Source organism: Streptomyces sp. NPDC017056 (assembly GCF_044332485.1).
Taxonomy (GTDB): Bacteria; Actinomycetota; Actinomycetes; order Streptomycetales; family Streptomycetaceae; genus Streptomyces.
On the sequence record NZ_JBIRPD010000003.1, the window covers coordinates 101,073 to 128,052 of the forward strand.

Sequence of the window (26,980 nt, forward strand, 5' to 3'; positions counted from 1 at the left end):
GCGGCACCATTTTTCTCCCGTGGGGCGGGTGGGCGGGCGGCGCGTGCCGGTCCTGACGGGGTCAGTCCAGGTGGCGTGGGTGCATCAGGGTCGAGGGCGGCAGGCCGGTGACGCGGTCGCGGGCGGTCGCGCGGGCGGCGGCCCGCAGTCCGCCACGGGTCAGGGAGCGCAGCGCGGGGGCGTCGGGCGCCAGGCCCAGGTACGGCGTACGGCGGGCGGCCAGGACGAAGCCCCAGCAGCAGGCGGCGCCCCGGCGGTTCGCGCGGTCGGCGGCCGGGGCGCAGGAGCGTTCCGCCGCGCTGGTCAGGCCCGTGCGCCGGCCCGGGACGCGGTACGGGACGGTCGCCAGCCCGGCGGCCCGTACGGTGGCGTCCACGGTCCAGTACGAGCGGGGCCGGACCGCGGGCGTTCCCGCGTGCACCGCCAGCCGTCCCCCTTCGGCGAGCGTGCGGGTGGCGAGGCCGTAGAACTCCTGGGAGTAGAGCTTGGCGCCGGCGGTGCCGCCGGGCCCTGGGAGGTCGGCGACGACGACGTCGTAGGGGCCGCCGTCGCGGGCGTGCGCCCCGTACCGCCGGAGCCAGTCGAACAGGTCTCCCGTGACCACCCGTACCCGCGGGTCGTCCAGCGCGTGCCGGTTGAGGGCGGACAGGCCCGGGTCGGTACGGGCCAGGCGCACCACGCCGGCGTCGAGGTCGACGACCGTCACGGAGTCCACGCCGGGGTAGCGCAGCACCTCGCGCGCGGCGAGGCCGTCGCCGCCCCCCAGCACCAGCACCCGGTGGTGCGGGCCGCCGGCCATGGCCGGGTGGACCAGCCCTTCGTGGTACGGGGACTCGTCCTCGGCGCTGGCCCGCAGCCGGCCGTCCAGGTAGAGCCCGAGCGGCCCGCCGGCCTTGCCGTCCGCGGCCGCCGGTCCCGTACCGCCCGTGATCACCACTTCCTGGACGCCGGTACGGACCGCGACCCGCGCCGCCGTCCCGTACACCGCGTCGCGGGCGGCCCGCTCGAACGGGGACACCAGCACCGTCCCGGCGGCGAGCAGGGCCAGCACCACCGCGTTGGCGGCGATGAGCGTCCAGCGGGTCCGTACGGACAGGTCGCGGCGGAACAGCCACAGCACCAGCCCGCCGCCGGCCACCGCGTTGACCGAGCCGGTGAGCAGCGCGCCGGAGACCTGGCCCAGGGTCGGCAGCAGCAGGAAGGGGAAGGCCAGGCCGCCGACCAGGGCGCCTACGTAGTCCGCCGCGAACAGGTCCGCCACCGCGCCGCCGGGGTCCTGGCGGCGCACCCGCTGGATGAGCGTCATCAGCAGCGGCACCTCGGCGCCGATGAGCACGCCGATGGCCAGGGAGAAGGCGACCAGCACGGGGCGGGACTGGCCGAACCAGGCGAAGCAGGCGTACAGGGCCATGGCGGAGAAGCCGCCGACGAGCGCGAGGACCGCCTCCAGTGCTCCGAAACCGACCGCCGCCCGGCAGCGCAGCCGCTTGGCGAGCAGCGAACCGACGCCCATCGCGAAGACCATGACGGACAGTACGACGGAGGCCTGGGTGACCGAGTCGCCGCTCAGGTAGGAGGAGAGGGCGACCAGTTCGAGTTCGTAGACGAGGCCGCAGGCGGCGCAGACGAAGACCGTGGCCAGGACGAGCAGCCGGCCGGTCCCGGCGGGTACGGGCAGTCGCGCCGGACTTCTGGTCTCCGGCGGGCCCTGGGAACCGCGGCGGACTAGATCAGGCGGGTCGATCATGCCGTGAACGCTACGTGACACCCGGATCGCCCTATGTCACCCACACGGGCGTAGTGGGCTTCCCACACGGGCGACTTGGAGCACTACGGGCACGCGTCCGGTCCCGCGAGCCAGTAAAAGCGCCAGGCGGTGCGGGCCGTCGCGAAAGGGCCCGCAGCCCGTTCGCCGGCGCGGCCGCCGGGGCGCCCGCCACCGCGGAACCCCGGCCGTTCGGGCTGCGCGAAGGGCCCGGCTACAGCGCCGCCGCGACCCGGACCCCCACCCGTGTACGCGTCGCGACCAGGCGCCCTTCCTGCGGGTAGGCGTGCCAGGTGCGCCAGCGCACCTGGCCGTGCTCGCGCTGCGCCAGCATGGCGGTGAACGCGTGCGGCGAGCCAGGGAACGTTCCGGCAAGGCCGTGGGGGTGTTCGGAGACCAGCGCGAGCAGCTCCTGCGCGCGGCCGGCGAACGAGCCGTGGGAGAGCGTCTCCACGTGGGCGGCGAACTCGTACTCCCAGTCGCCGATCCGTTTCGCCACTCCCAGCGGGAGCGGGGTACTGCTGCCGGGTATGCAGGCGACCGTCTCGGAGCAAGTGCCGTGCTCTTCCTCCAGGAGTACTTGGTGGGAGGCGCCGAGCAGTCTCAACTGGACGCGTACGTCGGCCAGTTGGAGGTCGAGCACGGCAAGGGCCGGTAGTGGCTCCCTGCCCAGCGCCCAGGCCAGGTCGGATGCGCGGGTATCGGTGTAGGCAGTTTTCAGGATCGTGAGCATGGGTCGGCTCCGCAAGCACGCAGTGGATGGTGGGCCGGCCTGCCCCGGAGACGGGATCAGGGTGTACGACTGTCTGCCGGCTCGTGCCCACGTGGGGTCCGAGAACTGGGATTCTCTAGGGAGAGGGAATCATGAAACGAGCGGGGCCCACAGCGTTTTTACCCATCTTCGCCGGGTTTCCATCCCTCAGAGGGCCACTCAGTTCAGTTGTTCAACAGCCCACTGGCCAGCGGGTGTTGGACCTGCACGGCGCATATGCGGAGCTGCATGGGCCGTATGCATGTGTACGGGGCAGCAACGGGCCGCGCACCGCTCCCCGGACGCTGCCAAACACCCTTTCCGGGGCTGCGCCGGACGCCGCCCCGGTACCTCTGCCGGAGGCCGTCTCAGGAGCCGCCTCCGCCACCACAGCCACCACCGCCGCCGCAGGACGACGAGGAGGAGTGCCCGCCACCACCGCACGAGGAGAGACCGCCGCAGGAATGGCCGTGGTGACCGCCGTGGTGATGTCCGCCCGGGCCCGGGTCGCCGGCCACCCACCAGCCGGCGCCGTGCCGCGAGCTCTTGCCGAGACTGCCGCGGCCACCGCCGTCCCGGCCCTGCGCCGCCTTGGCCACCAGGGCGGCGACCGCCACGCAGATCACGAAGAAGACCACAAACCCCATCATCGCCCCACTCTCCTTTCGTCCCCCGAAGCGAGGCACCTGCTCCGGCCTGCACCGTGACCCCCGGTGCGGCGCGGAATCCGTTGTTCCGTGTCCTTGATCCCTCTCCGATCCGCGCTGATCCACTCCGGATTTCCCGGACGCCCGGATCACCCGGCCCCGTGCCGTGACCGGGTGCGGGGCTCATGCCCGGACCCCGCCGCCCCCAAAGCACAGTTGAGCAAGTCCAGAGGTTCGGCGGAGGATGGCGGACATGTCACGACCGTTGCTCAACCGCCGCCTCGCGGAGTTCGGTACGACGATCTTCGCCGAGATGTCCGCGCTCGCCGTCCGCACCGGATCGATCAACCTGGGACAGGGCTTCCCCGACACCGACGGGCCACCGGAGGTCAGGGAGGCGGCGGTCCGCGCACTGCGCGACGGCCGCGGCAACCAGTACCCGCCGGGCCCCGGCGTCCCCGAACTGCGCGCCGCCGTCGCCGAGCACCAGAGCCGCTTCTACGGCCACCTCGGCATCGCGTACGACCCGGACACCGAGGTCCTGGTCACCGCGGGCGCCACCGAGGCCATCGCCGCCTCGCTGCTCGCCCTCCTGGAGCCCGGCGACGAGGTCGTCGCGCTGGAGCCGTACTACGACTCCTACGCCGCGTGCATCGCGATGGCGGGCGGCACCCGCGTCCCGGTGACGCTGCGGCCGTCCGCCGAGGACGGCACGTACGCGCTGGACCTCGACGAACTCCGCGACGCCATCACCGACCGCACCCGCCTCATCCTCCTCAACACCCCTCACAACCCCACCGGTACCGTCCTCGACCGCGCCGAGCTGGCCGAGATCGCCCGCCTCGCCTGCGAGCGCGACCTCCTCGTGATCACCGACGAGGTGTACGAACACCTCGTCTTCGAAGGCGAGCACCTCCCGCTGGCGTCCTTCCCCGGCATGCGCGAGCGCACCGTCACCATCGGCTCGGCCGGCAAGACCTTCTCCTTCACCGGCTGGAAGGTCGGCTGGGTCACCGCCTCCCCCGAACTGGTCGCAGCCGTCCGCTCCGCCAAGCAGTTCCTCACCTTCGTCTCCGCCGGCCCCTTCCAGTACGCGGTCGCAGAGGCCCTCGCCCTGCCCGACAGCTACTACACCGGCCTGCGCGACGACCTGCGGGCCAAGCGCGACCTGCTGTCCGACGGCCTCGCCGCCGCCGGTTTCCGCGTCTTCCGCCCGTCCGGCACCTACTTCGTCACCACCGACATCCGGCCCCTGGGCGAGCAGGACGGCTTCGCCTTCTGCCGCGCCCTCCCGGAACGCGTCGGCGTCGTGGCGATCCCCAACGCCGTCTTCTACGACCACCAGGACCAGGGCGCCCCCTACGTACGCTTCGCCTTCTGCAAGCAGGAGAAGGTCCTCCAGGAGGCGGTCGAGCGGCTCCGCGGCCTCTGACCACACGCCCCGTCGCGCGCCCCCGTAGGCCACCCGGTCGGCCTACCGGGGTCGCGTGACGGGCGGGCCGCGCCGAGAGTCGTGGTGCCGGGATGCGCGGGGCGCGCGGAGGCCCGGTGGGTGACCGCCGCGCGTACCGGAGGTGTTCCGTGACCGCCGAGACCGTCGACACCGCAACCGCCGCTGACGTACGGCCCGGTTCCGTACGCGTCCACGTCCGGGCTGCCCTGCGCCGTGCGGCCCCCGCCCTCGCGCTGTTCGCGGCCATCCGCTTCGCCGGTGTCGTGTGCACGGCGCTCTGGGCGTGGCACACCGGCCGCCACCCGCGCAGCCTGCTCGGCGCCACCTGGGACTCCAACTGGTACCTGGGCGTGGCCCGGTACGGCTACGGCTCCCCGGCCCCCCGCCACATGTGGCCGCCGGACGCCCTCGCCGACCTGGCCTTCTTCCCCCTGTACCCGGGGCTGATCCGCGGTCTGTCCGCCGTCGTGCCGATCGGCGCGCTCAACGCCGGGCTGCTGCTCGCGTGGACGGCCGCCGCCGTGGCCGCGTGGGGGATCTTCGCGGTCGGCGCGCATCTGTACGGGCGGCGCGCCGGGACGTTCCTGGTGGTGCTGTGGGCCCTGCTGCCGCACGCCGTCATCCAGTCGCTGAGCTATACGGAACCGCTGCTCACCGCGCTGGCCGCGTGGGCGCTGTACGCCCTGCTCACGGACCGCCCGCTGTGGGCCGGCGCGCTGGCGCTGGCGGCCGGCCTGGCCCGGCCGAACGGCCTCGCGGTCGCCGCCGCCGTCATGGCCGCGGCAGCGGCGCGGACCTGGGTACGCAGGCGCCGGCAGAGCGTCCCCGTACCTCGGCGGGACCGCCCCCTCTGGTTCTACTGGGCCGCGGCCGTGATCGCCCCCGCCGGCTGGCTCGGGTACGTCCTGTGGGTGGGGGCCCGCACCGGTGCCGGGCCGCGCGGCTACTTCCGGGTGCAGGAGGTCTGGGGCTCCCGTTTCGACTTCGGCCGGGACACGCTGCGGTCCGTGCGGCGGCTGTTCCTGCACGACGGGCCGCTGGTGCACCCCATGGCCGCCGCGGTCGTCGCCGTATCGATCCTGCTCCTCGCCCTGCTGATGCTGGACCGGCCGCCCCTGCCGCTGCTCGCCTACACCGTGGTGCTGGTGGTGCTGGCGCTCGGCGGCACCGGCTACTTCCCCTCCAAGCCGCGGTTCCTGCTGCCGGCCTTCCCGCTGCTCGTCCCGGCGGCGGTCGTACTGGCCCGCGCCCGGCCGCGCACCGTCGTCCTGACGGCGGGCTCCCTGGCCGTGCTCTCCCTCGGGTACGGCGTATACCTGCTGGCCATGGCGCCCCTCCCGCTGTGAACCGCGGGGGCGGCACGGCGACGGGCCCCGGAGCGTGGTGCTCCGGGGCCCGCTACGCCGACGGCGGTGAGGGGCTTACGCCTCCTCGTCGCCCGGCTTCTCGTCCGCGTCACCGTCGATCTCGGCCTCCAGGCCGAGCTGCTCGACGATCCACTTGTCGAACTCGATCGACGCGCGGACCCAGCTGACCGTGCTGGAGACGAAGTGCTCCAGGGCGACGCCGGTGCCGATCAGCATCGACGCCTCACCGATCAGACGGACCGTGCCGTCGTCGTGGGTGTGGGTGTAGGCCTTGGGCCACAGGGTCCGGCGGTTCCAGTCGTCGAGCGCCTCCAGCAGCTTCGGCTTGTCGTCGATGCCGTGCGGGCGGTCGTAGAACGTACGGACGGAGAAGATCTGCTGCTCTTCCTCGCCGCGGAACATGAAGTACGTGCGGAACTGCTCCCACGGGGCGGCGAGGTCACCCTCGTCGTCGACTACGTACTTCAGCTCCATCTGGTCGAGGAGCTGCTTGACCAGGTCCTGGTCGGGCAGGACGGGACCATCAGGCCCCGCCGGCTGCGGTTCGGGCTGGCCCCCGAAATTCGGGATCGAGGACGGGTCGATGCTCACCGTGGAATTCCCTTCGTATGGTCCTGGCCATCCTTCACCATCCTGGCCCCGTCCTGGCAAGCCCGGCACCGTCTCTCCGCTGCGGGCTAAAAAACCGGCCGGGGCCGACGGACGGCGGAACGGCGGACGGCGGCCCGCCGCCGCGGGCCGCGCCGCTCACCGTACGGGGCCGACCACCAGCGACTGACCGTCCTCCGCGACGTCCACCCGTACGGTGTCGCCGTCCACCACGTCACCCGCCAGGATCGCCTTCGCGAGCTGGTCGCCGATGGCCGTCTGCACCAGGCGGCGCAGCGGGCGGGCGCCGTACGAGAGGTCGGGGGCGTCCTGCGGCCGGTCCAGGGCCGGTTCCTGGCCGAGCCAGGCCAGCCAGGTCAGGGCGCGGTCCGTGACGTCCAGCGTCAGCCGCCGGTCGGCGAGCCGGCGCTGGAGGTGGTCGAGCTGGATCCGCGCGATGCGCTGGAGCTGGTCGGTGCCGAGCGGGTGGAAGACCACCAGGTCGTCCAGCCGGTTGAGGAACTCGGGCCGGAACGACGACCGCACCGTCTCCAGGACCTTCTCCTTCTTCTGGTCCTCCTTCAGGAGCGGGTCCATCAGGAAGTTCGAGCCCAGGTTGGAGGTCAGGATCAGGATCGTGTTGCGGAAGTCGACCGTACGGCCCTGGCCGTCGGTCAGCCGGCCGTCATCGAGCACCTGGAGCAACACGTCGAAGACCTCGTGGTGCGCCTTCTCCACCTCGTCCAGGAGGACGACCGAGTACGGGCGGCGGCGGACCGACTCGGTGAGCTGGCCGCCCTCCTCGTAGCCGACGTAGCCGGGCGGGGCGCCGACCAGGCGGGCCACGCTGTGCTTCTCGCCGTACTCGCTCATGTCGATGCGGACCATCGCCCGCTCGTCGTCGAAGAGGAAGTCGGCGAGCGCCTTGGCCAGCTCGGTCTTGCCGACGCCGGTCGGGCCGAGGAAGAGGAAGGAGCCGGTGGGGCGGTCCGGGTCGGCGATGCCGGCGCGGGTGCGGCGCACCGCGTCGGACACCGCGCGGACGGCCTCGGTCTGGCCGACCAGCCGCTTGCCCAGCTCGTCCTCCATGCGCAGCAGCTTCTGCGTCTCGCCCTCCAGCAGGCGCCCGGCCGGGATGCCGGTCCAGGAGCCGACCACGTCCGCGATGTCGTCCGGGCCGACCTCCTCCTTGACCATGGAGGACTTGCCGTCGGCGGACGCCTCCTGCTCGGCCTCGGCCGCCGCGGCCTCCTCCAGCTCCCGTTCCAGGCCCGGGATCTCCCCGTACAGCAGCTTGGAAGCGGTGTCGAAGTCACCGTCGCGCTGGGCGCGCTCGGCCTGGCCGCGCAGCTCGTCGAGCTTCTCCTTCAGCTCGCCGAGGCGGTTGAGGCCCTGCTTCTCCTTCTCCCAGCGGGCGGTCAGGCCACGCAGCTCCTCCTCCTTGTCGGCGAGGTCCTTGCGCAGCTTCTCCAGGCGCTGGACGGAGCCGGCGTCGGTCTCGTTCTTGAGCGCCAGCTCCTCCATGCGCAGCCGGTCGACGGAGCGCTGGAGCTCGTCGATCTCCACGGGCGAGGAGTCGATCTCCATACGGAGGCGGGAGGCCGCCTCGTCGACGAGGTCGATGGCCTTGTCGGGCAGGAAGCGGGAGGTGATGTAGCGGTCGGAGAGGGTGGCGGCGGCGACCAGCGCGGAGTCCGCGATCTGCACCTTGTGGTGCGCCTCGTAACGGCCCTTGAGACCGCGCAGGATCGCGACCGTGTCCTCCACGGTCGGCTCGGCGACCAGCACCTGCTGGAAGCGCCGCTCCAGCGCCGGGTCCTTCTCGATGCGCTCGCGGTACTCGTCCAGGGTCGTCGCGCCGACCATCCGCAGCTCGCCGCGGGCCAGCATGGGCTTGAGCATGTTGCCCGCGTCCATGGCGGAGTCGCCGCCGGCGCCGGTGCCGACGACCGTGTGCAGCTCGTCGATGAACGTGATGATCTGGCCGTCGCTGGACTTGATCTCCGCCAGTACGGTCTTGAGCCGCTCCTCGAACTCGCCGCGGTACTTGGCGCCCGCGACCATCGCGCCCAGGTCCAGGGCCACCAGCCGCTTGTCGCGCAGCGACTCGGGGACGTCGCCCTTCACTATCCGCTGCGCCAGGCCCTCGACGACGGCCGTCTTGCCGACGCCGGGCTCGCCGATGAGCACCGGGTTGTTCTTCGTGCGCCGCGACAGCACCTGCACCACGCGGCGGATCTCCTGGTCGCGGCCGATGACCGGGTCCAGCTTGCCGTCGCGCGCGGCGGCCGTGAAGTCCGTACCGAACTTCTCCAGCGCCTTGTAGGTGCCCTCCGGGTCCGGGTTGGTCACCCGCCGGCCGCCCCGGCTGTCCTCGAAGGCGCTCAGCAGCTTCTTGGCCGTGGCGCCCTGCTGAGCCAGCAGCTCGCCGGTGCGGCCGCCCTTGGCGGCGATGCCGATGAGGAGGTGCTCGGTGGAGATGAAGTCGTCGCCCAGCTCCTTCGCGCGCTGCGCGGCGTCCGCGATGACGGCCAGCGTGTCGCGGTCGGGCTGCGGCGGGGCGACGGTGGAGCCCTGCACGCTGGGCTGCCCGGCCAGCTGGCGTTCGGCGCCCGAGCGCAGCGCGGCGGCGTCCGCCTCGACGGCCGCCAGCAGGTCCATGACGTTCTCGTTGTCCGTGCCGGTGAGCAGCGCGAGCAGCAGATGCGCGGGCGTCATGTCCGCGTGCCCCGCCGTCACCGCCCGCTCGTTGGCGGCGCTCAGCGCCTCCCGGCTCTTGTTGGTCAGCTCGGCGTCCACTCGCGCGCTCCTCCTTGTGCTCGTGTGCGTGACCGGCACCGCCGGTCCGTTCGGGTGAACCTGCTCAGCTCAACGTCCGATAAGTTGAGTCTATTCCACTCAAGGTGATTCCGGGGCCGGTACGGACGCCTTCCGGCCCTTTCTGCGAGTGAACCCCCGCGCCCCGGACCATGCCACCGGGGCCCGCCCAGTCCCGCGCGACAGGCCGTCGCGGCCCGGTCACCGGCGCCGACCTGCCTCCGTCGCCCCGGTTTCGGCGGGCCACCGGCGCCGCGGCGCCGGAACGGCCGGCCCACCGCAGCCCCAGGGCACCGCAGTTCTCACCGCGCCTCCACGCCTTCTTCACGTCGCCTACTTCGTCCCTTTGCAGCCCCTCCGCACGAGCCCCCACAGTTTCCCCAATTACTCTTCCGGTCATGGCCCACGACCTGGACGACCTCGCCCCCGAGTACCTCGCCTTCTGGAGCGAGCACCTGATGTGCACGCTGACCACGCTGCGCCCGGACGGCACGCCCCACGTCGTCCCGGTCGGTGTCACCTTCGACGCGAACCAGCGCATCGCGCGCGTCATCACCCGCAAGGACAGCACCAAGGTCGCCAACATCCTGGCCGGTGGGGCGGACGGCGCGCGCGTCGCGGTGTGCCAGGTGGCCCGCCGCAGGTGGGCCACCCTGGAGGGCGTCGCCCGGATCCGTACGGACACCGACGTGGTGGCGGACGCGGTACGGCGCTACGCCGAGCGGTACGGCCGCGTCCCGTCGCCCAACCCGGACCGGGTCATGGTGGAGATCACCGTCACCCGGGCGCTGGGCCGCGCGTAACCCCCGCCCCGGCGGCGCACGCCGCGGCAGGTCCGTACCTGGCCGGATTCGGACGGCACGATTCCGCCCCTCGGCTTGGCCCTGCTATCCAGAGTGCGGAGAAAACTGCTCACAAGCGAAGCCTCACAGAACTTCACAGAGCAAAAACGGCTGCTGGAGACCGCATGGCGTACTCATCGCGCACCGAACCGGTCGACTCCCGAACCGGTGCCCGCCCGACCGCCACCCTCCGGCAGCCCCCGCGCGCCGAGCTGTGCCCCCGCTGCGGCGGCCAGCTCGCCGTCAACCAGGACGGCTGGGCCATCTGTCACGCCTGCGGCTACGCCTCACCGCCCGGCGCCGCCCCTCCACCCCGGTACGCGCGCGGCGGTATCGTCACCCCCACACTCGCCACGCCCCGGGGGGCACGATGAACTCGGTCCGAGTGACGGCGATCGCCTGCCTCATGCCGCTGTCGGGGCTCGACGACGACCCGTTCCTGGTGGACGACCGCCGCCAGCACGCCATGTGCACCCAGTGGGCGCAGGCCCGCGACTACGACCTGACCTGCCGCCTCAGCCTGCACCAGCTGCCCGCCGGCCACGCCGCGCTCTGGCAGGACGTGGAAGCGGGCCTGGTCGACGTGTTCGTCGCCGCCAACCGCCGCGCCCTGGAGAACGCCATCGCGTCGGCCGACGAGTTCACCGACCGCTGCCTCGCCGCCGGCGTCCGGCTGGAGATCGCCGGCTACGAAGAGCCGGTGTACACCAGCGCGATGAAGTCCCATGTGCACCGCCGCCTGTCCATGCCGACGGCCGGCTACAACGGCTGCTGAAACGGCCGTCGTCCAACACGAAAGGCCGTGGGGCCGGGGTACGTACTGCCCCGGCCCCACGGCCTGCAACTCACGACGATCCGCTAGTCGGACCGTTTCTTCCCCGGCCGCCACACGACCAGCGCACTGGTCTGCTGCACGTCCTGATAAGGCACCAGGTCGCGCCGGTACGAGGCGTGCACGGCCGCCTCCCGCTGCTGGATGGTGGCAGCCGCGCCCTCGACCGCGTGCTGGAGCTCGGCGACCCGCTGACGCAGGGCCGCGACCTGGTTCTCCAGCTCGATGATGCGCTTGATGCCGGCCAGGTTGATGCCCTCGTCCTGCGACAACCGCTGGACTTCCCTGAGCAGTTCGATGTCCCGGGCCGAATAGCGGCGGCCGCGCCCGGCCGTACGGTCGGGCGAGACCAGCCCCAGGCGGTCGTACTGGCGCAGGGTCTGCGGATGCAGACCGGACAGCTGAGCCGCGACGGAAATGACGTACACCGGCGACTCTTCGGTCAGTTGATACGGGTTCCGACGCCCGCCCCGGCCATCCATCCGACTCATGCTCCCTTCGCGGCCTGGAACAGCTCCGCCCGCGGGTCCTCACCCGCGGTCGCCTCGCGATAGGACTCCAACGACTCGCGTGCGGTGTCGCCGAGGTCCTTGGGGACACTCACCTCAACGGTGACCAACAGGTCGCCGCGGGTGCCGTCCTTGCGCGACGCGCCCTTGCCGCGCACGCGCATCGTACGTCCGTTGGGCGTCCCGGCCGGCAGTTTGAGCGTCACCGGCGGGCCGCCGAGCGTCGGCACCCGCACCTCGCCGCCCAGCGCCGCCTCCGGGAAGGTGACCGGCACGGTGACCGTCAGGTTGTCGCCCTTGCGGCCGAACACCGGGTGCGCGTCGACGTGCACGACGACGTACAAGTCGCCGTTCGGGCCGCCGCGCTCGCCCGGAGCGCCCTTGCCGCGCAGCCGGATGCGCTGCCCGTCGGAGACGCCCGCCGGGATGCGCACCTGCATCGTGCGCGCGCTGGTCGCCCGGCCGCTGCCCTTGCAGACGTCGCACGGGGTCTCCGCGATCAGGCCGCGGCCCTTGCAGTCCACACACGGGTCGGTGAGCGAGAATCCGCCACCGCCACCCCGGCTGACCTGCCCGGTGCCGACGCAGGTCGGGCACACCCGCGGCGTGCCGTTCTTGTCGCCGGTGCCCGAACACGCCTTGCAGGGCGCCTGGCTGGACATCCGCAGCGGGACCGTGGCCCCGTCCACCGCCTCGGAGAAGCTGAGCGTCACCTCGGACTCGACGTCCTGGCCGCGGCGCGGCTGCGTACGCGTGCCGCCACCACCGCGGTTGAACAGACCGCCGAAGACGTCGCCGAGCCCGCCGCCGAAGCCGCCGCCCGCCGTGCCGCCCTGGGCGCCGCCTCCGAAGAGGTCGCCCAGGTCGAAGTTGAACGATCCGCCACCGGCGCCGCCGGGGCCCGCGCGGAAGCCGCCGTTGCCGAACAGCGCCCGCGCCTCGTCGTACTCCTTGCGGCGCTTGGGGTCACCGAGGATGTCGTTGGCCTCGGAGATCTCCTTGAAGCGCTCCTCGGCCTTGGCGTCCCCCTTGTTGGCGTCCGGGTGGAACTCCCGGGCCAGCTTGCGGTACGCCTTCTTGATCTCCGCCTCGGTGGCGTCCTTCGGGACGCCGAGGACCTTGTAATAGTCCTTCTCCACGAAGTCCTTGGTGTTCATCCCCGACGTCCCTCCTCCCGTACTGCTTCTTCCGCCGCCGCGTCAGCCCTCTTCCGGGCCACCGCTCTCCTCGTCCGAAGCCTTGGCATCGTCCTCCGAGGCGGCCTTGCCGGGCTGCGCGCCCGGCTGCGGCTCGGCGACCGCGACCCGCGCGGGGCGGATCGTTCGCTCACCGATGCGATACCCGGGCTGGAGGATGGCGACGCACGTGGTCTCCGTGACATCCGGAGCGTAGGAGTGCATCAGCGCCTCGTGGATCGTCGGGTCGAAGGGCTCGCCCTCCTTGCCGAACTGCTGGAGGCCCAGCTTCGCGGCCACCGTCTCCAGCGACTCGGCCACCGACTTGAAGCCGCCGACCAGTTCGCCGTGCTCCCGGGCCCGCCCGATGTCGTCGAGGACGGGCAGCAGCTCGGTGAGGAGGTTCGCCGCGGCGATCTCCTTCACCGACACCCGGTCCCGCTCCACCCGGCGGCGGTAGTTCTGGTATTCCGCCTGGAGCCGCTGGAGGTCCGCGGTGCGCTCGTTGAGCGCGGTGCGCACCTGGTCCAGCTGCGCCGTGACGGCTACGTCCTGGTTCGCATCCCCGGCCGGGGCCGAGCCCGCCGTGTCGGCGGACTCGGCCTGCGCCGCGTCATCAGGGGTCTGTGCGGCATCGGCGGGGACGTCGGGCTTCTTGTCGTCGAAGCCCGGAGTCTCCTCCGTCACGCGGCACCGTCCTTCTTCGGCTTCTCGTCGTCCACGATCTCGGCGTCGACGACATCGTCCTCGGCCTTGGCCTGCTGGCCGCCCGCGGCACCCGCGGCACCGGCGGCGCCCTCGGCACCACCCGCGGCCTGCGCGTCGGCGTACATGGCCTGGCCCAGCTTCTGGCTGACCGCGGCGACCTTCTCGGTCGCGGTGCGGATCTCGGCCGTGTCCTCGCCCTTGAGCTTTTCCTTCAACTCGGTGACGGCGGTCTCGACCTCGGTCTTCACCTCGGCGGGGACCTTCTCCTCGTTGTCCTTGAGGAACTTCTCCGTCTGGTAGACGAGCTGCTCGCCCTGGTTGCGGGTCTCGGCGGCCTCGCGGCGGCGGTGGTCCTCGTCCGCGTACTGCTCGGCCTCCTGGCGCATCCGGTCGACCTCGTCCTTCGGCAGCGAGGAGCCGCCGGTGACGGTCATCTTCTGCTCCTTGCCGGTGCCAAGGTCCTTCGCCGCGACGTGCATGATGCCGTTCGCGTCGATGTCGAAGGTGACCTCGATCTGCGGCACGCCGCGCGGGGCCGGGGGCAGACCGGTCAGCTCGAACATGCCGAGCTTCTTGTTGTACGCCGCGATCTCGCGCTCGCCCTGGTAGACCTGAATCTGCACGGAGGGCTGGTTGTCCTCGGCGGTGGTGAAGATCTCCGAGCGCTTGGTCGGGATCGTCGTGTTCCGCTCGATGAGCTTGGTCATGATGCCGCCCTTGGTCTCGATACCGAGGGACAGCGGGGTGACGTCCAGCAGGAGGACGTCCTTGACCTCACCCTTGAGGACACCGGCCTGCAGCGACGCGCCGATGGCGACGACCTCGTCCGGGTTGACGCCCTTGTTGGCGTCCTTGCCGCCCGTCAGCTCCTTGACGAGCTCGGCGACGGCCGGCATACGGGTCGAGCCGCCGACCAGGACCACGTGGTCGATCTCGGACAGCTCGATGCCGGCGTCCTTGATGACGTTGTGGAACGGGGTCTTGCAGCGCTCCAGGAGGTCCGAGGTGAGCTGCTGGAACTGCGCCCGGGTGAGCTTCTCGTCCAGGTGCAGCGGGCCCTCGGCGGAGGCGGTGATGTAGGGCAGGTTGATCGTCGTCTCGGTGGAGGACGACAGCTCGATCTTCGCCTTCTCCGCGGCCTCGCGCAGACGCTGGAGCGCCATCTTGTCCTTGGACAGGTCGACGCCGTGGCCGTTCTGGAACTGCTTGACCAGGTAGTCGACAACGCGCTGGTCCCAGTCGTCACCACCGAGGTGGTTGTCACCGTTGGTGGCCTTGACCTCGACGACACCGTCGCCGATCTCCAGCAGCGAGACGTCGAAGGTACCGCCACCGAGGTCGAAGACCAGGATGGTCTGGTCGTCCTTCTCCAGGCCGTAGGCCAGGGCCGCGGCGGTGGGCTCGTTGACGATGCGCAGGACGTTCAGGCCCGCGATCTCGCCGGCCTCCTTGGTGGCCTGGCGCTCGGAGTCGTTGAAGTAGGCCGGAACGGTGATGACCGCGTCCGTGACCTTCTCGCCGAGGTAGGACTCCGCGTCGCGCTTCAGCTTCTGCAGGATGAAGGCGCTCATCTGCTGCGGGTTGAAGTCCTTGCCGTCCAGGTTGACCTTCCAGTCAGTGCCCATGTGGCGCTTGACCGAACGGATCGTCCTGTCGACGTTGGTGACCGCCTGGCGCTTGGCCACCTCGCCGACCAGCACCTCGCCGTTCTTGGCGAAGGCGACGACGGACGGCGTGGTCCTGGCGCCCTCGGCGTTGGTGATGACGGTGGGCTCACCGCCTTCGAGAACACTGACGACGGAGTTCGTCGTGCCCAGGTCGATGCCGACCGCACGTGCCATTTCGATTCCTCCATGACTTGAGTGGAACAGGCTCAAGGGTGCAGCACCGATGCAAACCTGTCAATTGACCTGAGCCAGCCTCGCTCAACTTTTATGTCGGGCTTACCGTCACTCCCACTGTGGGGGACGCACCGCCGGGCGGGAAGGGTTGCCTGCGCGACACAGATCACCGGCCGGGCGGCTTCATGGGGCTCGGGATACTGGGTAACCTCAGCGCAGACCCGAAAAGTTACTGCTTAGTAATCGCTCTAGTTGTCGTCCCGGCGGACGCGTACCCCTCGTATGTACGCGCAGCCCCTCAAGTATTCCCCGTAACCCCCGCACTCGCAGGCCCGAGGAGCCACCCATGCAACTCGCCGCGATCATCGTGTCGCTGGTCCTAATCGCGGTCGGCGTCGCACTGTTCGGCCGTGCCATCCTGCAGATCGTCCGCCTGATGCGGCTCGGCCAGTCCGTACCCGCCGGCACCCGGACCGACGACCCCACGCAACGCACGGTCACGGTGGTCAAGGAGTTCCTCGGCCACACCCGGATGAACCGCTGGGGCGTCGTGGGCGTCGCGCACTGGTTCGTCGCGGTGGGCTTCTTCTCGCTGCTGCTGACGATCGTCAACGCCATCGGACAGCTCTTCAAGGCGGACTGGCTGCTGCCCGTCGTCGGCGAGTGGGCGCCGTACAACGTCTTCGTCGAGTTCATCGGCACCATGACGGTGCTCGGCATCCTGGCCCTGATCGTCATCCGCCAGCTGAGCAAGCCGGGCAAGCCGGGCCGCAAGTCCCGCTTCGCGGGTTCCAACTTCGGCCAGGCGTACTTCGTCGAGGCGGTCATCCTGATCGTCGGCGTCTGCATCTTCATGCTGCACGCCCTGGAGGGCGCCCAGCACCACGGGGACGGCTACGAGGCGTCGTTCTTCATCTCGTACCCGGTGGTCTCGTGGCTGGGGAGTCTGGACGTCTCGACGCTCCAGAACCTCACCTACTTCTTCGCCGCCCTGAAGATCGCGACCTCCTTCATCTGGATGATCACGGTCGCCCTCAAGACCGACATGGGCGTGGCCTGGCACCGCTTCCTGGCCTTCCCGAACATCTGGTTCAAGCGCGAGGCCGACGGCGACGTCGCCCTCGGCGCGCTCCAGCCGATGACCAGCGCGGGCAAGCCGATCGACTTCGAGGACCCGGGCGAGGACGACCAGTTCGGCGTCTCCCAGATCGAGCACTTCTCCTGGAAGGGCCTGCTCGACTTCTCCACCTGCACCGAGTGCGGCCGCTGCCAGTCGCAGTGCCCCGCCTGGAACACCGGCAAGCCGCTGTCGCCGAAGCTGCTGATCATGGCGCTGCGCGACCACACGCACGCCAAGGCCCCGTACCTGCTCGCCGGCGGCGGCAAGGACGAGGAAGGCACCGAGAAGGCGACCGCGGCCCAGCTCAAGGACGTGCCCGCGGCGGCGCTCGCCGAGGCCGAGCGCCCGCTGATCGGCACCCTGGAGGAGAACGGCGTCATCGACCCGGACGTCCTGTGGTCCTGCACCACCTGCGGCGCCTGCGTCGAGCAGTGCCCGGTCGACATCGAGCACGTCGACCACATCGTCGACATGCGCCGCTACCAGGTGATGATCGAGTCCAGCTTCCCCAGCGAGGCCGGCACGATGCTCAAGAACCTGGAGAAGAAGGGCAACCCCTGGGGCCTGGCCAAGAAGCAGCGCCTGGCGTGGACCAAGGAGGTCGACTTCGAGGTCCCGGTCGTCGGCAAGGACGTCGAGGACCTCACCGAGGTCGAGTACCTGTACTGGGTCGGCTGCGCCGGCGCCCTGGAGGACCGCGCGAAGAAGACCACCAAGGCGTTCGCCGAGCTGCTGCACATCGCGGGCGTGAAGTTCGCGATCATGGGCGGCGACGAGAAGTGCACCGGCGACTCGCCGCGCCGGCTGGGCAACGAGTTCCTGTTCCAGCAGCTGGGCGCGGAGAACGTCGCCTCGCTCAACGCGGCCTTCGGCGAGGACGACGAGGACCCGGCGACGAAGAAGCCGAAGTCCGCGAAGAAGATCGTCGCCACCTGCCCGCACTGCTTCAACACGATCGCGAACGAGTACCCCCAGCTGGGCGGCGAGTTCGAGGTCATCCACCACACCCAGCTGCTCCAGCACCTGATCGACGAGGGCAAGCTGGTCCCCGTCACCCCGGTCGAGGGCCTCATCACGTACCACGACCCCTGCTACCTGGGCCGCCACAACAAGGTCTACACACCGCCGCGCGAGATCATCGCCAAGGTGCCGGGCCTGCGGAACGAGGAGATGCACCGCCACAAGGAGCGCGGCTTCTGCTGTGGCGCGGGTGGCGCGCGTATGTGGATGGAGGAGCGGATCGGCAAGCGCATCAACAACGAGCGCGTCGACGAGGCCCTCTCCCTGAACCCGGACATCGTCTCCACCGCCTGCCCGTTCTGCCTCGTCATGCTGACCGACTCGGTCAACGGCAAGAAGAACGACGGCAAGGCGAAGGGGTCCATCCAGGTCGTCGACGTGGCCCAGCTGCTGCTGGACTCCGTCAAGACCCCGGTCGACCCGGCAGGCGAAGAGGCCGCCACGGACGCGCCGGAGCCGGAGCCGGTGAAGTAACCCGTGAGGTGACCCGCCCTCTCTTCCGTGCCGACGGCCGGTCCCGCATCGTGCGGGGCCGGCCGTCGGTCGTCGGGCGTTGGCCGGTACGCGGGCGTTGGCCGGTACGGGGGCGTAGCGACGTACGGAGGCGTAGCGACGTACGGGTGCGGATCGACGTACGGGGGCGGATCGACGCGTCGGCGCCGTGTCGACGGGACGGGAGCGTAGCGACGCCCCGCCACCGTACCGACGAACCCGCTACGTCCCGTCGCACCCGCACCGTCCCGACGCGCCCAACCGTCGCCGCCCCGGCCCTACCCCTGCCCCGGCCCCATTCCTGCCCCCGGCCCCGGCCCCATTCCTGCCCCCGGCCCGTCCTCCACGTACCGTCCCGTACATGAGATCCGCCGCCGCCCTCGCCACCGCCGCCACACTCACCGCGCTCGTCGCGCTCACCGGGTGCGGCGGCCCGTCGCAGGCGGCGGACGCCGCGCAGCCGTCCGCGCGGCACTTCGAGGGCGTCCCCTTCGTCGGCGTGCTGATCGCCGACGGCGAGCACCACTGCACCGCGAGCGTCGTCGACAGCCCGAAGGGCAACCTGATCGCCACCGCCGCCCACTGCGTCGACTTCACGCCGGAGGACGAGGCCGACGGATACGAGCCAGGGCCGCTCACCGGGGACGTGGAGTTCGCGCCACGTTTCTCCGGCGCCGGCGAGGGCACGGCCCCGTACGGGAAGTGGAAGGTCAGCGGCATCCACATCCCCGACACCTGGGAGAGCAGCGACGACGACCGCGGCGACTACGCCTTCCTGACCGTCGAGCCGGACGCGCAGGGCCGCAGCATCCAGGAGGTCGTCGGCGCCGCCACCCCCGACTGGTCCTCGGGACCCGACCGGCACGTCACCGTCGTCGGCTACCCCTACGAGAACCGCAACCCCGGCAACCGCCCGATCATCTGCACCACCGACACCCGGCGCGACGACGACCAGCCGTTCATGGCCCGGATGACGTGCGGCGGCTTCTACGAGGGCACCAGCGGCGGCCCCTGGCTCGCCGACTATCGCGACGCCCGCCACCCGGGGCGCCTGATAGGTGTGCTGAGCGGTGGCGACACGGACGACGAGTCGACGGCCGTCCTCTTCGACCGGCAGGCGCGGGCCCTGTACGAGCGGGTGACGGGCGGCGCCGCGAAAACGTCCTGATCGGTTCCGTCGTCCTGACCGGTTCCGCCCCGTCCGGCCCCAACCGTTGCGCAATCGGACGCACGCGCTGCACCATCGGCCCCGGCTGACCAACCGACGGTGCTATTGGGCCCTTTGGGGCTGGACGGGACACGGTGCGCGCATGCCCGGACGAAGACGAAACCTGCCCCCGTACGGCCGAAGACGCACCCCCGCGCCCGTCCCCCGCATTCCCGGCCTCATCCTCGCCCTCGTCCTCCCCCTCGCCCTCCTCACCGCCTGTGGCCCCCTCAACGCCGCCCCGCCCCCCGGCCGGCCCGGCCACTCCGCGGCCCCCGCCCAGCGCTCCGCAGGCCCCGCGCCGCGTCCCGTGCCCCACGGCACCGGCAGCCGGGTCCCGTACGACTTCAACGGCGACGGCCACCCCGACCTGGTCGTCAACGACCTGCTCGCCACCGGCCTGCTCGCCACCGGCGACCGGGCCGCCCACGACGACGACCCCGGCATCGGCATCGTCTACGGGTCGGCCCGCGGCCTGGTCCCCGGCGCCCGCCAGCTGCTCACACCGGCCCGTAACGCCGCGCCGACCAAGGGCGTCGTACCGGCCGCCTTCGAAGCGGAGACCGCCTGCGACCTCGACCGCGACGGTTTCGCCGACCTCGTCGTGACCACCGACCCGCCGTACGACGGCGTCGGCCGCCCGCCCGTACCGGTCCAGATCCTGTTCGGCTCCCCCCGGGGCCTGGCGGCGGGGCGCGCCGTACCGCTGCGCATCCCGGAGCGGGCCAGGGACGGCAACGAGTGGCCCGACCAGCCGGTGTGCGGCGACTTCGACGGCGACGGCGCGACGGACCTCGCGGTGACCGCGTCCGGCCCCCGGATCAGCTTCCTGCGCGGCCCGTTCACCCGCCGGGGCACCCCGAGGACCGGCGCGCCTCTGGACGTCCCGGGTACGGCTCTCGCGCCCCTGCCCGGTCCCCTCGACGCCAACGGCGACGGCGCCGACGACCTCCTCGTACGCGCCGCCGACCCCGGCCACCCCGCCGCCGGCCGGCTGGCCCTCGGCGGACCCCAGGGCCCCGCCCGCGCGGGCGCCGCCTTCCCCTACGGGCACGCCCTCGCCTTCGGCCGCTTCCACCGCGGCCCCGGCACCGACGCGGTCACCGCCACCGGCACCCGCCTGCTCCCCCGCTACGGCCTGACCGGCGGCGCGCCGTCCCTCCCCGTGAGCGGCCGGGTCCTGCACGCCGCCGACGTCACGGCGGACGGCTACACCGACCTGGTCGTCAGCGACACCGACGACGCCACCTCCAGGGCCACCACCCGCCCGGCCTTCGTCCCCGGCTCCTCAGCGGGCCTGTCCCCCCGAGGCGCCCGCCCTCTCCCCCAACCCGCACTCCCCGGCACCGGCCCCCTGCGCACCACCGTCCTCGCCCTCACCGACTACAACGCCGACCACCACGCCGACCTGGTCCTCCTCACCCGCCGAAGCACCACCCACGACTTCATAACCCTCCACCCCGGCACCCCCACCGGCCCCACCCCCACCCCCGAACTCTCGTTCTCCACCGAAACATTCACGATGGGGTGACGGGACGGCCTCCGCGTTCCGCTCGCCGGTGCGTGCCCCGGTGTACGCGCTCCACCGCGCGCCCCAACCCCCGTGCCTGCGAGCCCTATACGGATAACCGCGGCCAACCCACTGGAGCGTGCACCTATTCTTTTCCCGAGTGCGTGGTTGCGGCGGCCGGGGCCGGACGGACGGTTCTGTCTTCCTGGGCGTCCCCGGGGGGAAAGGTCTTGCTGAGGATGTCTGCGGAGCCGGGGGCCGCGCCCCCTTCGTCACCCTCCGTGCTGTCGCTGCGGACGGCGGACCTGGAGGAGGCTCGGTGGTTGATCAGGGATGCCTTCTACGCCAACCACATAGACCGGTTGGGCCCCGGTATCGACGTGGGCGCGCACTTCGACGTCATCCGGATGGGGGCGATCACCGCCGGCGAGGTCGGTTTCGGCATGGACCTGCGGATGCGGTTCGGTGAGCTGGGCTCGTACCACGTGGACGTGCCGCTGACCGGGCGCATCCAATGGCGCCAAGGGGCGCGGGTGGCGGAGACCAGTACGCCGGAACGGGCGGGGGTGTTCCGGCCGGACGGCGCCACCACCATCGACCGGTGGGACGCCGGATGCCGGATGCTGACGGTGAAGATCGAAGCGGCGGGCCTGGAACGGCACCTGGAGCAGCTGCTCGGCAGGCCCGTCCGTACGCCGGTGCGCTTCGCTTCCGGTTTCGACGTCACCCGGGGCGCGGGCCTCAGTTGGGCGCGGCTGCTGCGGACGGCCGTACGGGACATCCAGGCGACGGGCGGGCTGCTGCACCAGCCGCTGGTGTCGGTGCCGCTCCAAGAGGCGCTGATGAGCGGGCTGTTGCTGGCCGCCGAGCACCCGCACCGCGAGGAACTCACCCAGCCGTCGGCGTCCGCGGCACCGGCGTACCGGCCGGCGCCCGTCAAACGCGCGGTGGACGCCATCCAGGGCCGCCCCGAGCACCCCTTCGACACCGCGGAGCTGGCCGCTGTCGCGCGCGTCAGCGTGCGCTGGCTCCAAGAGGGCTTCCGCCGGCACGTCGGCATGTCGCCGATGGCCTACCTGCGTGACGTACGGCTGAGCCGGGTCCGGGACGAGCTGCGCCGGGCGGGGCCCGGTGACCTGAGCGTGGGCGAGGTGGCGTACCGGTGGGGCTTCGTGCACCTCGGGCGGTTCGCGCGCAGCTACCGGGAGCGGTTCGGGGAGACCCCCTCGCAGACACTGCACACACCCTGAGGAGCGCGCCCTGAGGAACGCGCCGCGTGTTCCGGATACCGGCTGCGCAGAATGGATCATGCCGGCACCCCCGGGTCGCTACGGTCTGGGGAGCCAGGGCCACGTCGGCTACGCCGATACGTCTGTCCGCCCGTGAGTGCCGACGGCGGCATTCACCGGCGGGCCCCTGGGTACCGGCCGGTATCCCCCCGTAACCGCCGCCGGACCCTCCCGCCCGTGGGGCGTCGGACTACGAAGATCCGATGCCTCATGGGCCGTGGAGAGAAGCCGGTGGCCTCGCTGGCATCGCACCACGCGCCCCCTCCTCCCCCCCCGCCAGGCACACAGCCCCCGCATCCCCTCGGGGAGCCGCCCCGATCCCCCTAGGGGATGTCACAGGTCGGCAGCAAACCGGCCCCCTTCCCCCAGGCCCGGCCCCAGGGCCCCACAGACCAGGTACGTTCGATGACGTGGCTGGATTCAGGATGGGTCGCGGACGGGATGCCCGGTCCGCGCAGCAGGGACAGCAGGGGCAGCAGGCTCCGTACGGACAGCAGGGACAGCCGTACGGGCAGCAGCCCCCGTCACCGCACGGGCAGCAGTGGCAGCAGCAACCTCCCCGGCCGCCGCAGCCGTACGGCAACCAGCAGCACGGGGGCCCGCAGCACGGCGGCGGACAGCAGGGCGGCGGGTACGGCGAGCCCGAGTACTTCGGTGACGGCGGCTACCAGCCGCAGCAGCAGTCGTACGCCCCGTACGCCAATGACAACAGCCCGGGTCACACGCAGCAGTTCAGCGTCGGCGAGGCCCCGGACGCGTACGGCCCGTCCGGCGGCACCGACAACGGCCGGTACGACAACGGCGGATACGACGGCGGCCGGTACGGCGACGACGGGTACGGCGACGACGGCACCTACCGCGCGGGCCAGACCACGGCACCGCCGCCCGGCCCCCGCCTGCACTGGAAGCAGCTGCTGACCGGCATCGTGGCCCGTCCGGGCCCGACGTTCTGGCAGATGCGCGACCACGCGGTGTGGGGCCCGGCCCTCGTCGTCACGTTCGTCTACGGCCTGCTCGCGGTCTTCGGCTTCGACAAGGCCCGCGAGGACGTGCTGAACGCCACGCTCTCCAACAGCATCCCGTGGGTGCTGATCACCGCCGTGATGTTCGTCATCGGCGGTCTGATCCTGGGCGCGGTCACCCACACCCTCGCCCGCCAGCTCGGCGGCGACGGCGCCTGGCAGCCGACCGTCGGCCTGTCCATGCTGATCATGTCGATCACGGACGCGCCGCGGCTGCTCTTCGCGATGTTCCTGGGCGGCGACAGCCCCCTGGTGCAGGTGGTGGGCTGGGCCACCTGGCTGGCCGCGGGCGCGCTGTTCACCTCGATGGTGAGCAAGTCGCACGACCTCCCGTGGTTCAAGGCCCTCGGCGCCTCCGCGATCCAGCTGGTCGCGCTGCTGGCCCTGGTCAAGCTGGGCACGCTCTAGCCACCCGTACACCCGCGCCGCTGCTTCTGCGCCCGGGCACCCGCCACTACGGAAGGCCCCGCTCCACCCGGAGCGGGGCCTTCCGCGTATCAGCGGATCACGGGGTCACGGGGTCACGCGAACCGCTGCGCCGCCGACCCGTCGCACTTCTGCAACCGCACCGCGTCCTTGGCCGAGCCCAGCGTCAGGCACAGCCCCGGCGCGGCCGCCGGCCGGACGGAACCGCTCGCGGCGTCCTTCGTGAACTGCTGGTTGGCCGCGCCCGAGCAGTTCCACAGGATCAGCCCGGCCCCGGCCTCGTACTTCGCGCCCGGCACGTCCAGGCACCGGTCCTGTGTCAGCCCGACGTGCACGGAGCGGCGCTCCGCGTCCTGCCACCAGAGCTGGTTCCGCTGGCCGTTGCAGTCCCAGCCCACGACCGCCGTACCGTTACTGCTGCTCGCGCCCTTGGCGTCCACGCAGCTGCCCGTACCCGCGTTCTTCAGCGGCGTGTACACGTCGTCCCAGGCCAGCGGGTACAGCTTCGGCTGCCCCGTGCTCGCCGGGTCCGCGCAGGACGCCTCGCGCCGGTCGGACGCGTACAGCTGCGTCAGGCAGGAGGCGAAGGCGCCGTGGCCGCGCGCGTTCGGGTGGAAGGACTGGCGTACGGAGTTGGCGTTCGGCGGGAACGGATTGGCGAGGTCCACGTACAGCCCGCGGGCCCAGGTGTCCTCCATGCACACCTCGTGCCCGTGGAAGAGCCGCGAGTTGTCGAGGTACGCCGCCCCGGTGTCCGCCGCGACCTTCCGCATGCCCTTCTCGAAGGCCGGTACGGCGGTGTTGCGGCCCCAGGCCGAGTCGGAGGTGTAGCCCGTACACCCGCCCGGCAGCTTGCCCGGGAAGTTCGGGTTGTCCTCCACGTCCGGCCCGATGGGGCTCGGGTAGCCCATCACGACCAGCTTGTAGTCGCCGTCCGCGTACCCCGCGTCGCGCATCACGGTCCGCAGGTCCCGGACGCTCTGCTCGACCTTGGGCACCAGCGCGTCGACGCGTCCCTGCCACCCCGGCTGGTACTTGGGCTCGCAGGGGCCCTGGAGGGTGAACCACCGGGTGACGCAGTCCGTCATCACCGGCCCGAACTGCAGGTCGTCGTTGGCGCCCGCCACCAGCAGCACCATCTTCAACCGGGTGTTGCGGGCCTTGATCGCCAGGTTGTCGCTCTGCACCAGCTCGTCGGCGTACTGCTTGGTCCCGCCGATGTTGATGTTGCCGGTGGCCGCACCGGAGCACGCGACGTTGTACGTCACCTCCGCCGGTATCCCGGTGCGGTGGATGGCGGCCTCGGGCGAGCGGTGGCACCAGTTGTCCGGCCCGTTCGTCCCCGGCTCGTACGTACCGACGCCCTCCCCCGCTATCTCGCTGTCGCCCAGCGAGATCAAGGAGGTCTTCCGCTGCCCGGCCGGCCGCTCGGCCGCGTCCCCGTACAGCTTGACGGCCTCGGCCGCCCGGATCTTCTCCAGCTCGGGAGGCAGCGGCTTGGCGGCCGCCGCGCCGGCCGGGGCGGCCGCCGCCGTACCGGCGCCCACCCCCGCGACCACGCCCGCTCCGCCGAACCCCACCGCCAACGCCGCTGCGGCGGCCATCAGCCGCCCCGCTCTCGCACGCACCCTTGGGCCTCCCCTCCGGTCTGCTGTCTCCGCCGGTTTCTACTCGCAGGTAGCGACAGGTGGAACAGCCGGAACGGGATTGGCCCGAATTCACATACCGCTCTCTAAACAACAAGAAGCGCACCGGGCCGTCACCGCCCGGTGCGCTTCACTCCCGGCCCCCGGCCGGACGTCGCGCCCTACTCGCCCTCTCGACGCCCACCGTCAGGCATCAGACGTAACGCGTCACACGTAACGCGTCACGCATCACGCATCACGCATCACGCATCACGCATCACGCATCACGCATCACGCATCACGCGTCGAGGATCTGCCCTTCGCGACGCACCACCGGCGGCTCGACGCTCCACGGGAAGTTGATCCACTCGTCCGTGCGCTTCCACACGTACTCGCACTTCACCAACGAGTGCGACTTCTCATAGATCACCGCGCTGCGGACCTCGGCCACCGTCCCCAGGCAGAAGTCGTGCACCAGCTTCAGCGTCTTGCCGGTGTCCGCGACGTCGTCGGCGATCAGCACCTTCTTGTCCGAGAAGTCGATCGCGTTCGGCACCGGCGCCAGCATGACCGGCATCTCCAGCGTCGTACCGACGCCCGTGTAGAACTCCACATTCACCAGGTGGATGTTCTTGCAGTCCAGCGCGTACGCCAGGCCGCCGGCCACGAAGACGCCGCCGCGCGCGATCGACAGCACGATGTCGGGCTCGTACCCGTCGTCGGCGATCGTCTGCGCCAGCTCGCGAATCGCGCCACCGAAGCGCTCGTACGTCAGGTTCTCCCGCACACCACTCACTGGTTCTCTCGCACTCTCAGACCTGTGTCCGATGAAAATTCTGGAACGACCGCGAGGGCGTCGGCCCCCGCTGGCCCTGGTACCGCGAGCCGTACTTGGCGGAGCCGTACGGGTGCTCGGCGGCCGACGACAGCCGGAACATGCACAGCTGCCCGATCTTCATGCCGGGCCACAGCTTTATCGGCAGCGTCGCGACATTGCTCAGCTCCAGCGTGACATGTCCGCTGAAACCGGGGTCGATGAAGCCGGCCGTCGAGTGCGTCAGCAGCCCCAGCCGCCCCAGCGAACTCTTCCCCTCCAGCCGCGAGGCCAGATCGTCGGGCAGCGTGATGACCTCGTACGTCGAGGCGAGCACGAACTCACCGGGGTGCAGGATGAACGCCTCGTCCCCCTCCGGCACCACCTCGCGCGTCAGGTCCTGCTGCTCGACGGCGGGGTCGATGTGCGGGTATCGGTGATTCTCGAACACCCGGAAATACCGGTCGAGGCGCACATCGATACTCGACGGCTGCACCATCGACTCGTCGTAGGGATCGATGCGGACCCGGCCCGCGTCGATCTCGGTCCGGATGTCCTTGTCTGAGAGAAGCACGCATCGAGGATACGCGCCCGGGCCCGCCCCGCCCGCACACCACCGCCCGGCACGCCCGCGCAGGCCAACGGGCCCGCGTACCGACAACGGCGAGGGCCCGGCCCCCGCCTCGGGAACCGGGCCCTCGCCCGAAATCGTTACAGCCGCTCCACCGGCTGCCGTCCGCTTCGCCTCACCCCCGGCCCGCCGTCAGGGCCGGGCGACCTCAGCGCTTCTCGCCCACCGGCACCGAATGCCGCAGCCGCGCGCAGCGCGGACACCGCAGCAGCCGCCCGGGGCCGAGCCGGTCCGTGGTCTGCATGGGAAACGAAGCGGTGCTGAACACGTGCCCTTCGGCACAACGTACGACGGTGCGCTCCATCAAGTCCCTCTCCCAAGTGCGTGGACAACAAAAGCCACATTAGGGGATGAACTGGGTGCCATCGAACGCGGCACTCCGCGCCCCAACCGTACGCCCCAACTCCCGCACCCCGACCCGCAACCCACCCCGCCCACAAGAAAAACCCCACAACCAAACCTCACGGTCAAACGCACCATGGGCCGGCGATGGGGTAGAGTGTGCGACGCTGCACCGTCCTCATACGGA

Annotated in this window: 23 protein-coding genes; 10 read left to right on the forward strand and 13 right to left on the reverse strand. The window is 71.4% G+C overall.

Going from position 1 to position 26,980, the window contains the following annotated elements:
* Positions 1–61: 61 nt before the first annotated feature.
* The 3 genes from ACH4OW_RS06140 to ACH4OW_RS06150 all read right to left on the reverse strand — a co-directional run bounded on the left by ACH4OW_RS06140 (position 62) and on the right by ACH4OW_RS06150 (position 3,166).
* A complete protein-coding gene (locus ACH4OW_RS06140) occupies positions 62–1,747 on the reverse strand; it encodes a polyamine aminopropyltransferase (RefSeq protein WP_398025356.1) in 1,686 nt (561 codons plus the stop codon).
* 232 nt (positions 1,748–1,979) lie between these two features.
* Entirely contained in the window at positions 1,980–2,498 is a 519-nt protein-coding gene (locus tag ACH4OW_RS06145; protein WP_360138520.1) for a DUF2617 family protein, read from the reverse strand.
* Positions 2,499–2,884: 386 nt separating this feature from the next.
* On the reverse strand, positions 2,885–3,166 hold the full coding sequence (locus tag ACH4OW_RS06150; RefSeq protein ID WP_360138523.1) for a hypothetical protein: 282 nt from the start codon (positions 3,164–3,166) through the stop codon (positions 2,885–2,887).
* Between the two features lie 250 nt (positions 3,167–3,416).
* Here ACH4OW_RS06150 and ACH4OW_RS06155 point away from each other — a divergent pair, with 250 nt between their 5' ends.
* Both ACH4OW_RS06155 and ACH4OW_RS06160 read left to right on the forward strand, forming a co-directional pair.
* Positions 3,417–4,595 carry a pyridoxal phosphate-dependent aminotransferase gene (locus ACH4OW_RS06155; RefSeq protein WP_398025359.1) on the forward strand — a complete coding sequence of 393 codons (1,179 nt, stop codon included), beginning with the start codon at positions 3,417–3,419 and terminating at the stop codon, positions 4,593–4,595.
* A gap of 149 nt (positions 4,596–4,744) precedes the next feature.
* Entirely contained in the window at positions 4,745–5,962 is a 1,218-nt protein-coding gene (locus tag ACH4OW_RS06160; protein ID WP_398025361.1) for a hypothetical protein, read from the forward strand.
* 75 nt (positions 5,963–6,037) lie between these two features.
* Here the strand turns inward: ACH4OW_RS06160 and ACH4OW_RS06165 are convergent, their stop codons facing one another.
* Both ACH4OW_RS06165 and clpB read right to left on the reverse strand, forming a co-directional pair.
* The gene (locus tag ACH4OW_RS06165) at positions 6,038–6,574 is read right to left on the reverse strand and encodes a YbjN domain-containing protein (protein WP_360138532.1); all 537 of its coding nucleotides are present in this window, start codon (positions 6,572–6,574) and stop codon (positions 6,038–6,040) included.
* 156 nt (positions 6,575–6,730) lie between these two features.
* Positions 6,731–9,370 (reverse strand): ATP-dependent chaperone ClpB, encoded by a 2,640-nt coding sequence (gene clpB / locus ACH4OW_RS06170; protein WP_398025363.1) that lies wholly within the window; start codon positions 9,368–9,370, stop codon positions 6,731–6,733.
* Between the two features lie 416 nt (positions 9,371–9,786).
* Between clpB and ACH4OW_RS06175 the strand changes: the two genes are divergently transcribed.
* From ACH4OW_RS06175 to ACH4OW_RS06185, 3 genes are all read left to right on the forward strand, one after another.
* Complete coding sequence (locus ACH4OW_RS06175) at positions 9,787–10,191, forward strand: TIGR03618 family F420-dependent PPOX class oxidoreductase (protein WP_360138538.1); 405 nt, start codon at positions 9,787–9,789, stop codon at positions 10,189–10,191.
* 164 nt (positions 10,192–10,355) lie between these two features.
* The gene (locus ACH4OW_RS06180; RefSeq protein ID WP_360138541.1) at positions 10,356–10,604 is read left to right on the forward strand and encodes a hypothetical protein; all 249 of its coding nucleotides are present in this window, start codon (positions 10,356–10,358) and stop codon (positions 10,602–10,604) included.
* Positions 10,601–11,005: a hypothetical protein gene (locus tag ACH4OW_RS06185; RefSeq protein WP_360138544.1), complete on the forward strand. Its 405-nt coding sequence runs from the start codon at positions 10,601–10,603 to the stop codon at positions 11,003–11,005. The genes ACH4OW_RS06180 and ACH4OW_RS06185 overlap by 4 nt, the downstream gene beginning before the upstream one ends.
* 83 nt (positions 11,006–11,088) lie before the next feature.
* Here ACH4OW_RS06185 and ACH4OW_RS06190 read toward each other — a convergent pair whose 3' ends face one another.
* Genes ACH4OW_RS06190 through dnaK form a run of 4 tightly spaced genes read right to left on the reverse strand, consistent with a single transcriptional unit; the run spans position 11,089 to position 15,295 of the window.
* The gene (locus tag ACH4OW_RS06190) at positions 11,089–11,544 is read right to left on the reverse strand and encodes a heat shock protein transcriptional repressor HspR (RefSeq protein ID WP_360138619.1); all 456 of its coding nucleotides are present in this window, start codon (positions 11,542–11,544) and stop codon (positions 11,089–11,091) included.
* Between the two features lie 5 nt (positions 11,545–11,549).
* Positions 11,550–12,728 carry a molecular chaperone DnaJ gene (dnaJ, locus tag ACH4OW_RS06195; protein ID WP_360138547.1) on the reverse strand — a complete coding sequence of 393 codons (1,179 nt, stop codon included), beginning with the start codon at positions 12,726–12,728 and terminating at the stop codon, positions 11,550–11,552.
* Between the two features lie 42 nt (positions 12,729–12,770).
* On the reverse strand, positions 12,771–13,433 hold the full coding sequence (gene grpE, locus ACH4OW_RS06200) for a nucleotide exchange factor GrpE (protein WP_360138550.1): 663 nt from the start codon (positions 13,431–13,433) through the stop codon (positions 12,771–12,773).
* Entirely contained in the window at positions 13,430–15,295 is a 1,866-nt protein-coding gene (gene dnaK, locus ACH4OW_RS06205; RefSeq protein ID WP_360138553.1) for a molecular chaperone DnaK, read from the reverse strand. The genes grpE and dnaK overlap by 4 nt, the downstream gene beginning before the upstream one ends.
* 346 nt (positions 15,296–15,641) lie before the next feature.
* On the opposite strand from dnaK, the gene ACH4OW_RS06210 reads away from it, so the two are divergent.
* The 5 genes from ACH4OW_RS06210 to ACH4OW_RS06230 all read left to right on the forward strand — a co-directional run bounded on the left by ACH4OW_RS06210 (position 15,642) and on the right by ACH4OW_RS06230 (position 23,363).
* A complete protein-coding gene (locus ACH4OW_RS06210) occupies positions 15,642–17,909 on the forward strand; it encodes a (Fe-S)-binding protein (protein WP_398025367.1) in 2,268 nt (755 codons plus the stop codon).
* Positions 17,910–18,288: 379 nt separating this feature from the next.
* Positions 18,289–19,095: a trypsin-like serine protease gene (locus ACH4OW_RS06215; protein ID WP_360138559.1), complete on the forward strand. Its 807-nt coding sequence runs from the start codon at positions 18,289–18,291 to the stop codon at positions 19,093–19,095.
* A gap of 142 nt (positions 19,096–19,237) precedes the next feature.
* Entirely contained in the window at positions 19,238–20,665 is a 1,428-nt protein-coding gene (locus tag ACH4OW_RS06220; RefSeq protein ID WP_398025369.1) for a VCBS repeat-containing protein, read from the forward strand.
* A gap of 302 nt (positions 20,666–20,967) precedes the next feature.
* Positions 20,968–21,894: an AraC family transcriptional regulator gene (locus ACH4OW_RS06225; RefSeq protein ID WP_398025371.1), complete on the forward strand. Its 927-nt coding sequence runs from the start codon at positions 20,968–20,970 to the stop codon at positions 21,892–21,894.
* A gap of 464 nt (positions 21,895–22,358) precedes the next feature.
* Positions 22,359–23,363, forward strand: a complete 1,005-nt coding sequence (locus ACH4OW_RS06230; RefSeq protein WP_398025977.1) for a Yip1 family protein — start codon at positions 22,359–22,361, stop codon at positions 23,361–23,363.
* A 113-nt stretch (positions 23,364–23,476) separates the two neighbouring features.
* Here the strand turns inward: ACH4OW_RS06230 and ACH4OW_RS06235 are convergent, their stop codons facing one another.
* The 4 genes from ACH4OW_RS06235 to ACH4OW_RS06250 form a co-directional block, all read right to left on the reverse strand.
* Positions 23,477–24,985 carry a ricin-type beta-trefoil lectin domain protein gene (locus tag ACH4OW_RS06235; protein ID WP_398025979.1) on the reverse strand — a complete coding sequence of 503 codons (1,509 nt, stop codon included), beginning with the start codon at positions 24,983–24,985 and terminating at the stop codon, positions 23,477–23,479.
* A gap of 319 nt (positions 24,986–25,304) precedes the next feature.
* Positions 25,305–25,802 carry a phosphoribosyltransferase gene (locus ACH4OW_RS06240; protein WP_030180867.1) on the reverse strand — a complete coding sequence of 166 codons (498 nt, stop codon included), beginning with the start codon at positions 25,800–25,802 and terminating at the stop codon, positions 25,305–25,307.
* Between the two features lie 16 nt (positions 25,803–25,818).
* On the reverse strand, positions 25,819–26,394 hold the full coding sequence (gene dcd / locus ACH4OW_RS06245) for a dCTP deaminase (protein WP_360138568.1): 576 nt from the start codon (positions 26,392–26,394) through the stop codon (positions 25,819–25,821).
* 205 nt (positions 26,395–26,599) lie between these two features.
* Positions 26,600–26,755 carry a hypothetical protein gene (locus ACH4OW_RS06250; protein WP_360138571.1) on the reverse strand — a complete coding sequence of 52 codons (156 nt, stop codon included), beginning with the start codon at positions 26,753–26,755 and terminating at the stop codon, positions 26,600–26,602.
* Between the last annotated feature and the right edge of the window lie 225 nt (positions 26,756–26,980).

What these genes read in the sequence shown, in the direction of transcription:
- ACH4OW_RS06140 (WP_398025356.1), bottom strand. Translation starts at nt 1,747, where the DNA reads ATGATCGACCCGCCTGATCTAGTCCGCCGCGGTTCCCAGGGCCCGCCG.
- ACH4OW_RS06145 (WP_360138520.1), bottom strand. Translation starts at nt 2,498, where the DNA reads ATGCTCACGATCCTGAAAACTGCCTACACCGATACCCGCGCATCCGAC.
- ACH4OW_RS06150 (WP_360138523.1), bottom strand. Translation starts at nt 3,166, where the DNA reads ATGATGGGGTTTGTGGTCTTCTTCGTGATCTGCGTGGCGGTCGCCGCC.
- ACH4OW_RS06155 (WP_398025359.1), top strand. Translation starts at nt 3,417, where the DNA reads ATGTCACGACCGTTGCTCAACCGCCGCCTCGCGGAGTTCGGTACGACG.
- ACH4OW_RS06175 (WP_360138538.1), top strand. Translation starts at nt 9,787, where the DNA reads ATGGCCCACGACCTGGACGACCTCGCCCCCGAGTACCTCGCCTTCTGG.
- ACH4OW_RS06180 (WP_360138541.1), top strand. Translation starts at nt 10,356, where the DNA reads ATGGCGTACTCATCGCGCACCGAACCGGTCGACTCCCGAACCGGTGCC.
- ACH4OW_RS06185 (WP_360138544.1), top strand. Translation starts at nt 10,601, where the DNA reads ATGAACTCGGTCCGAGTGACGGCGATCGCCTGCCTCATGCCGCTGTCG.
- ACH4OW_RS06190 (WP_360138619.1), bottom strand. Translation starts at nt 11,544, where the DNA reads ATGGATGGCCGGGGCGGGCGTCGGAACCCGTATCAACTGACCGAAGAG.
- dnaJ (WP_360138547.1), bottom strand. Translation starts at nt 12,728, where the DNA reads ATGAACACCAAGGACTTCGTGGAGAAGGACTATTACAAGGTCCTCGGC.
- dnaK (WP_360138553.1), bottom strand. Translation starts at nt 15,295, where the DNA reads ATGGCACGTGCGGTCGGCATCGACCTGGGCACGACGAACTCCGTCGTC.
- ACH4OW_RS06210 (WP_398025367.1), top strand. Translation starts at nt 15,642, where the DNA reads ATGCAACTCGCCGCGATCATCGTGTCGCTGGTCCTAATCGCGGTCGGC.
- ACH4OW_RS06215 (WP_360138559.1), top strand. Translation starts at nt 18,289, where the DNA reads ATGAGATCCGCCGCCGCCCTCGCCACCGCCGCCACACTCACCGCGCTC.
- ACH4OW_RS06220 (WP_398025369.1), top strand. Translation starts at nt 19,238, where the DNA reads ATGCCCGGACGAAGACGAAACCTGCCCCCGTACGGCCGAAGACGCACC.
- ACH4OW_RS06230 (WP_398025977.1), top strand. Translation starts at nt 22,359, where the DNA reads ATGGGTCGCGGACGGGATGCCCGGTCCGCGCAGCAGGGACAGCAGGGG.
- ACH4OW_RS06235 (WP_398025979.1), bottom strand. Translation starts at nt 24,985, where the DNA reads ATGGCCGCCGCAGCGGCGTTGGCGGTGGGGTTCGGCGGAGCGGGCGTG.
- ACH4OW_RS06250 (WP_360138571.1), bottom strand. Translation starts at nt 26,755, where the DNA reads ATGGAGCGCACCGTCGTACGTTGTGCCGAAGGGCACGTGTTCAGCACC.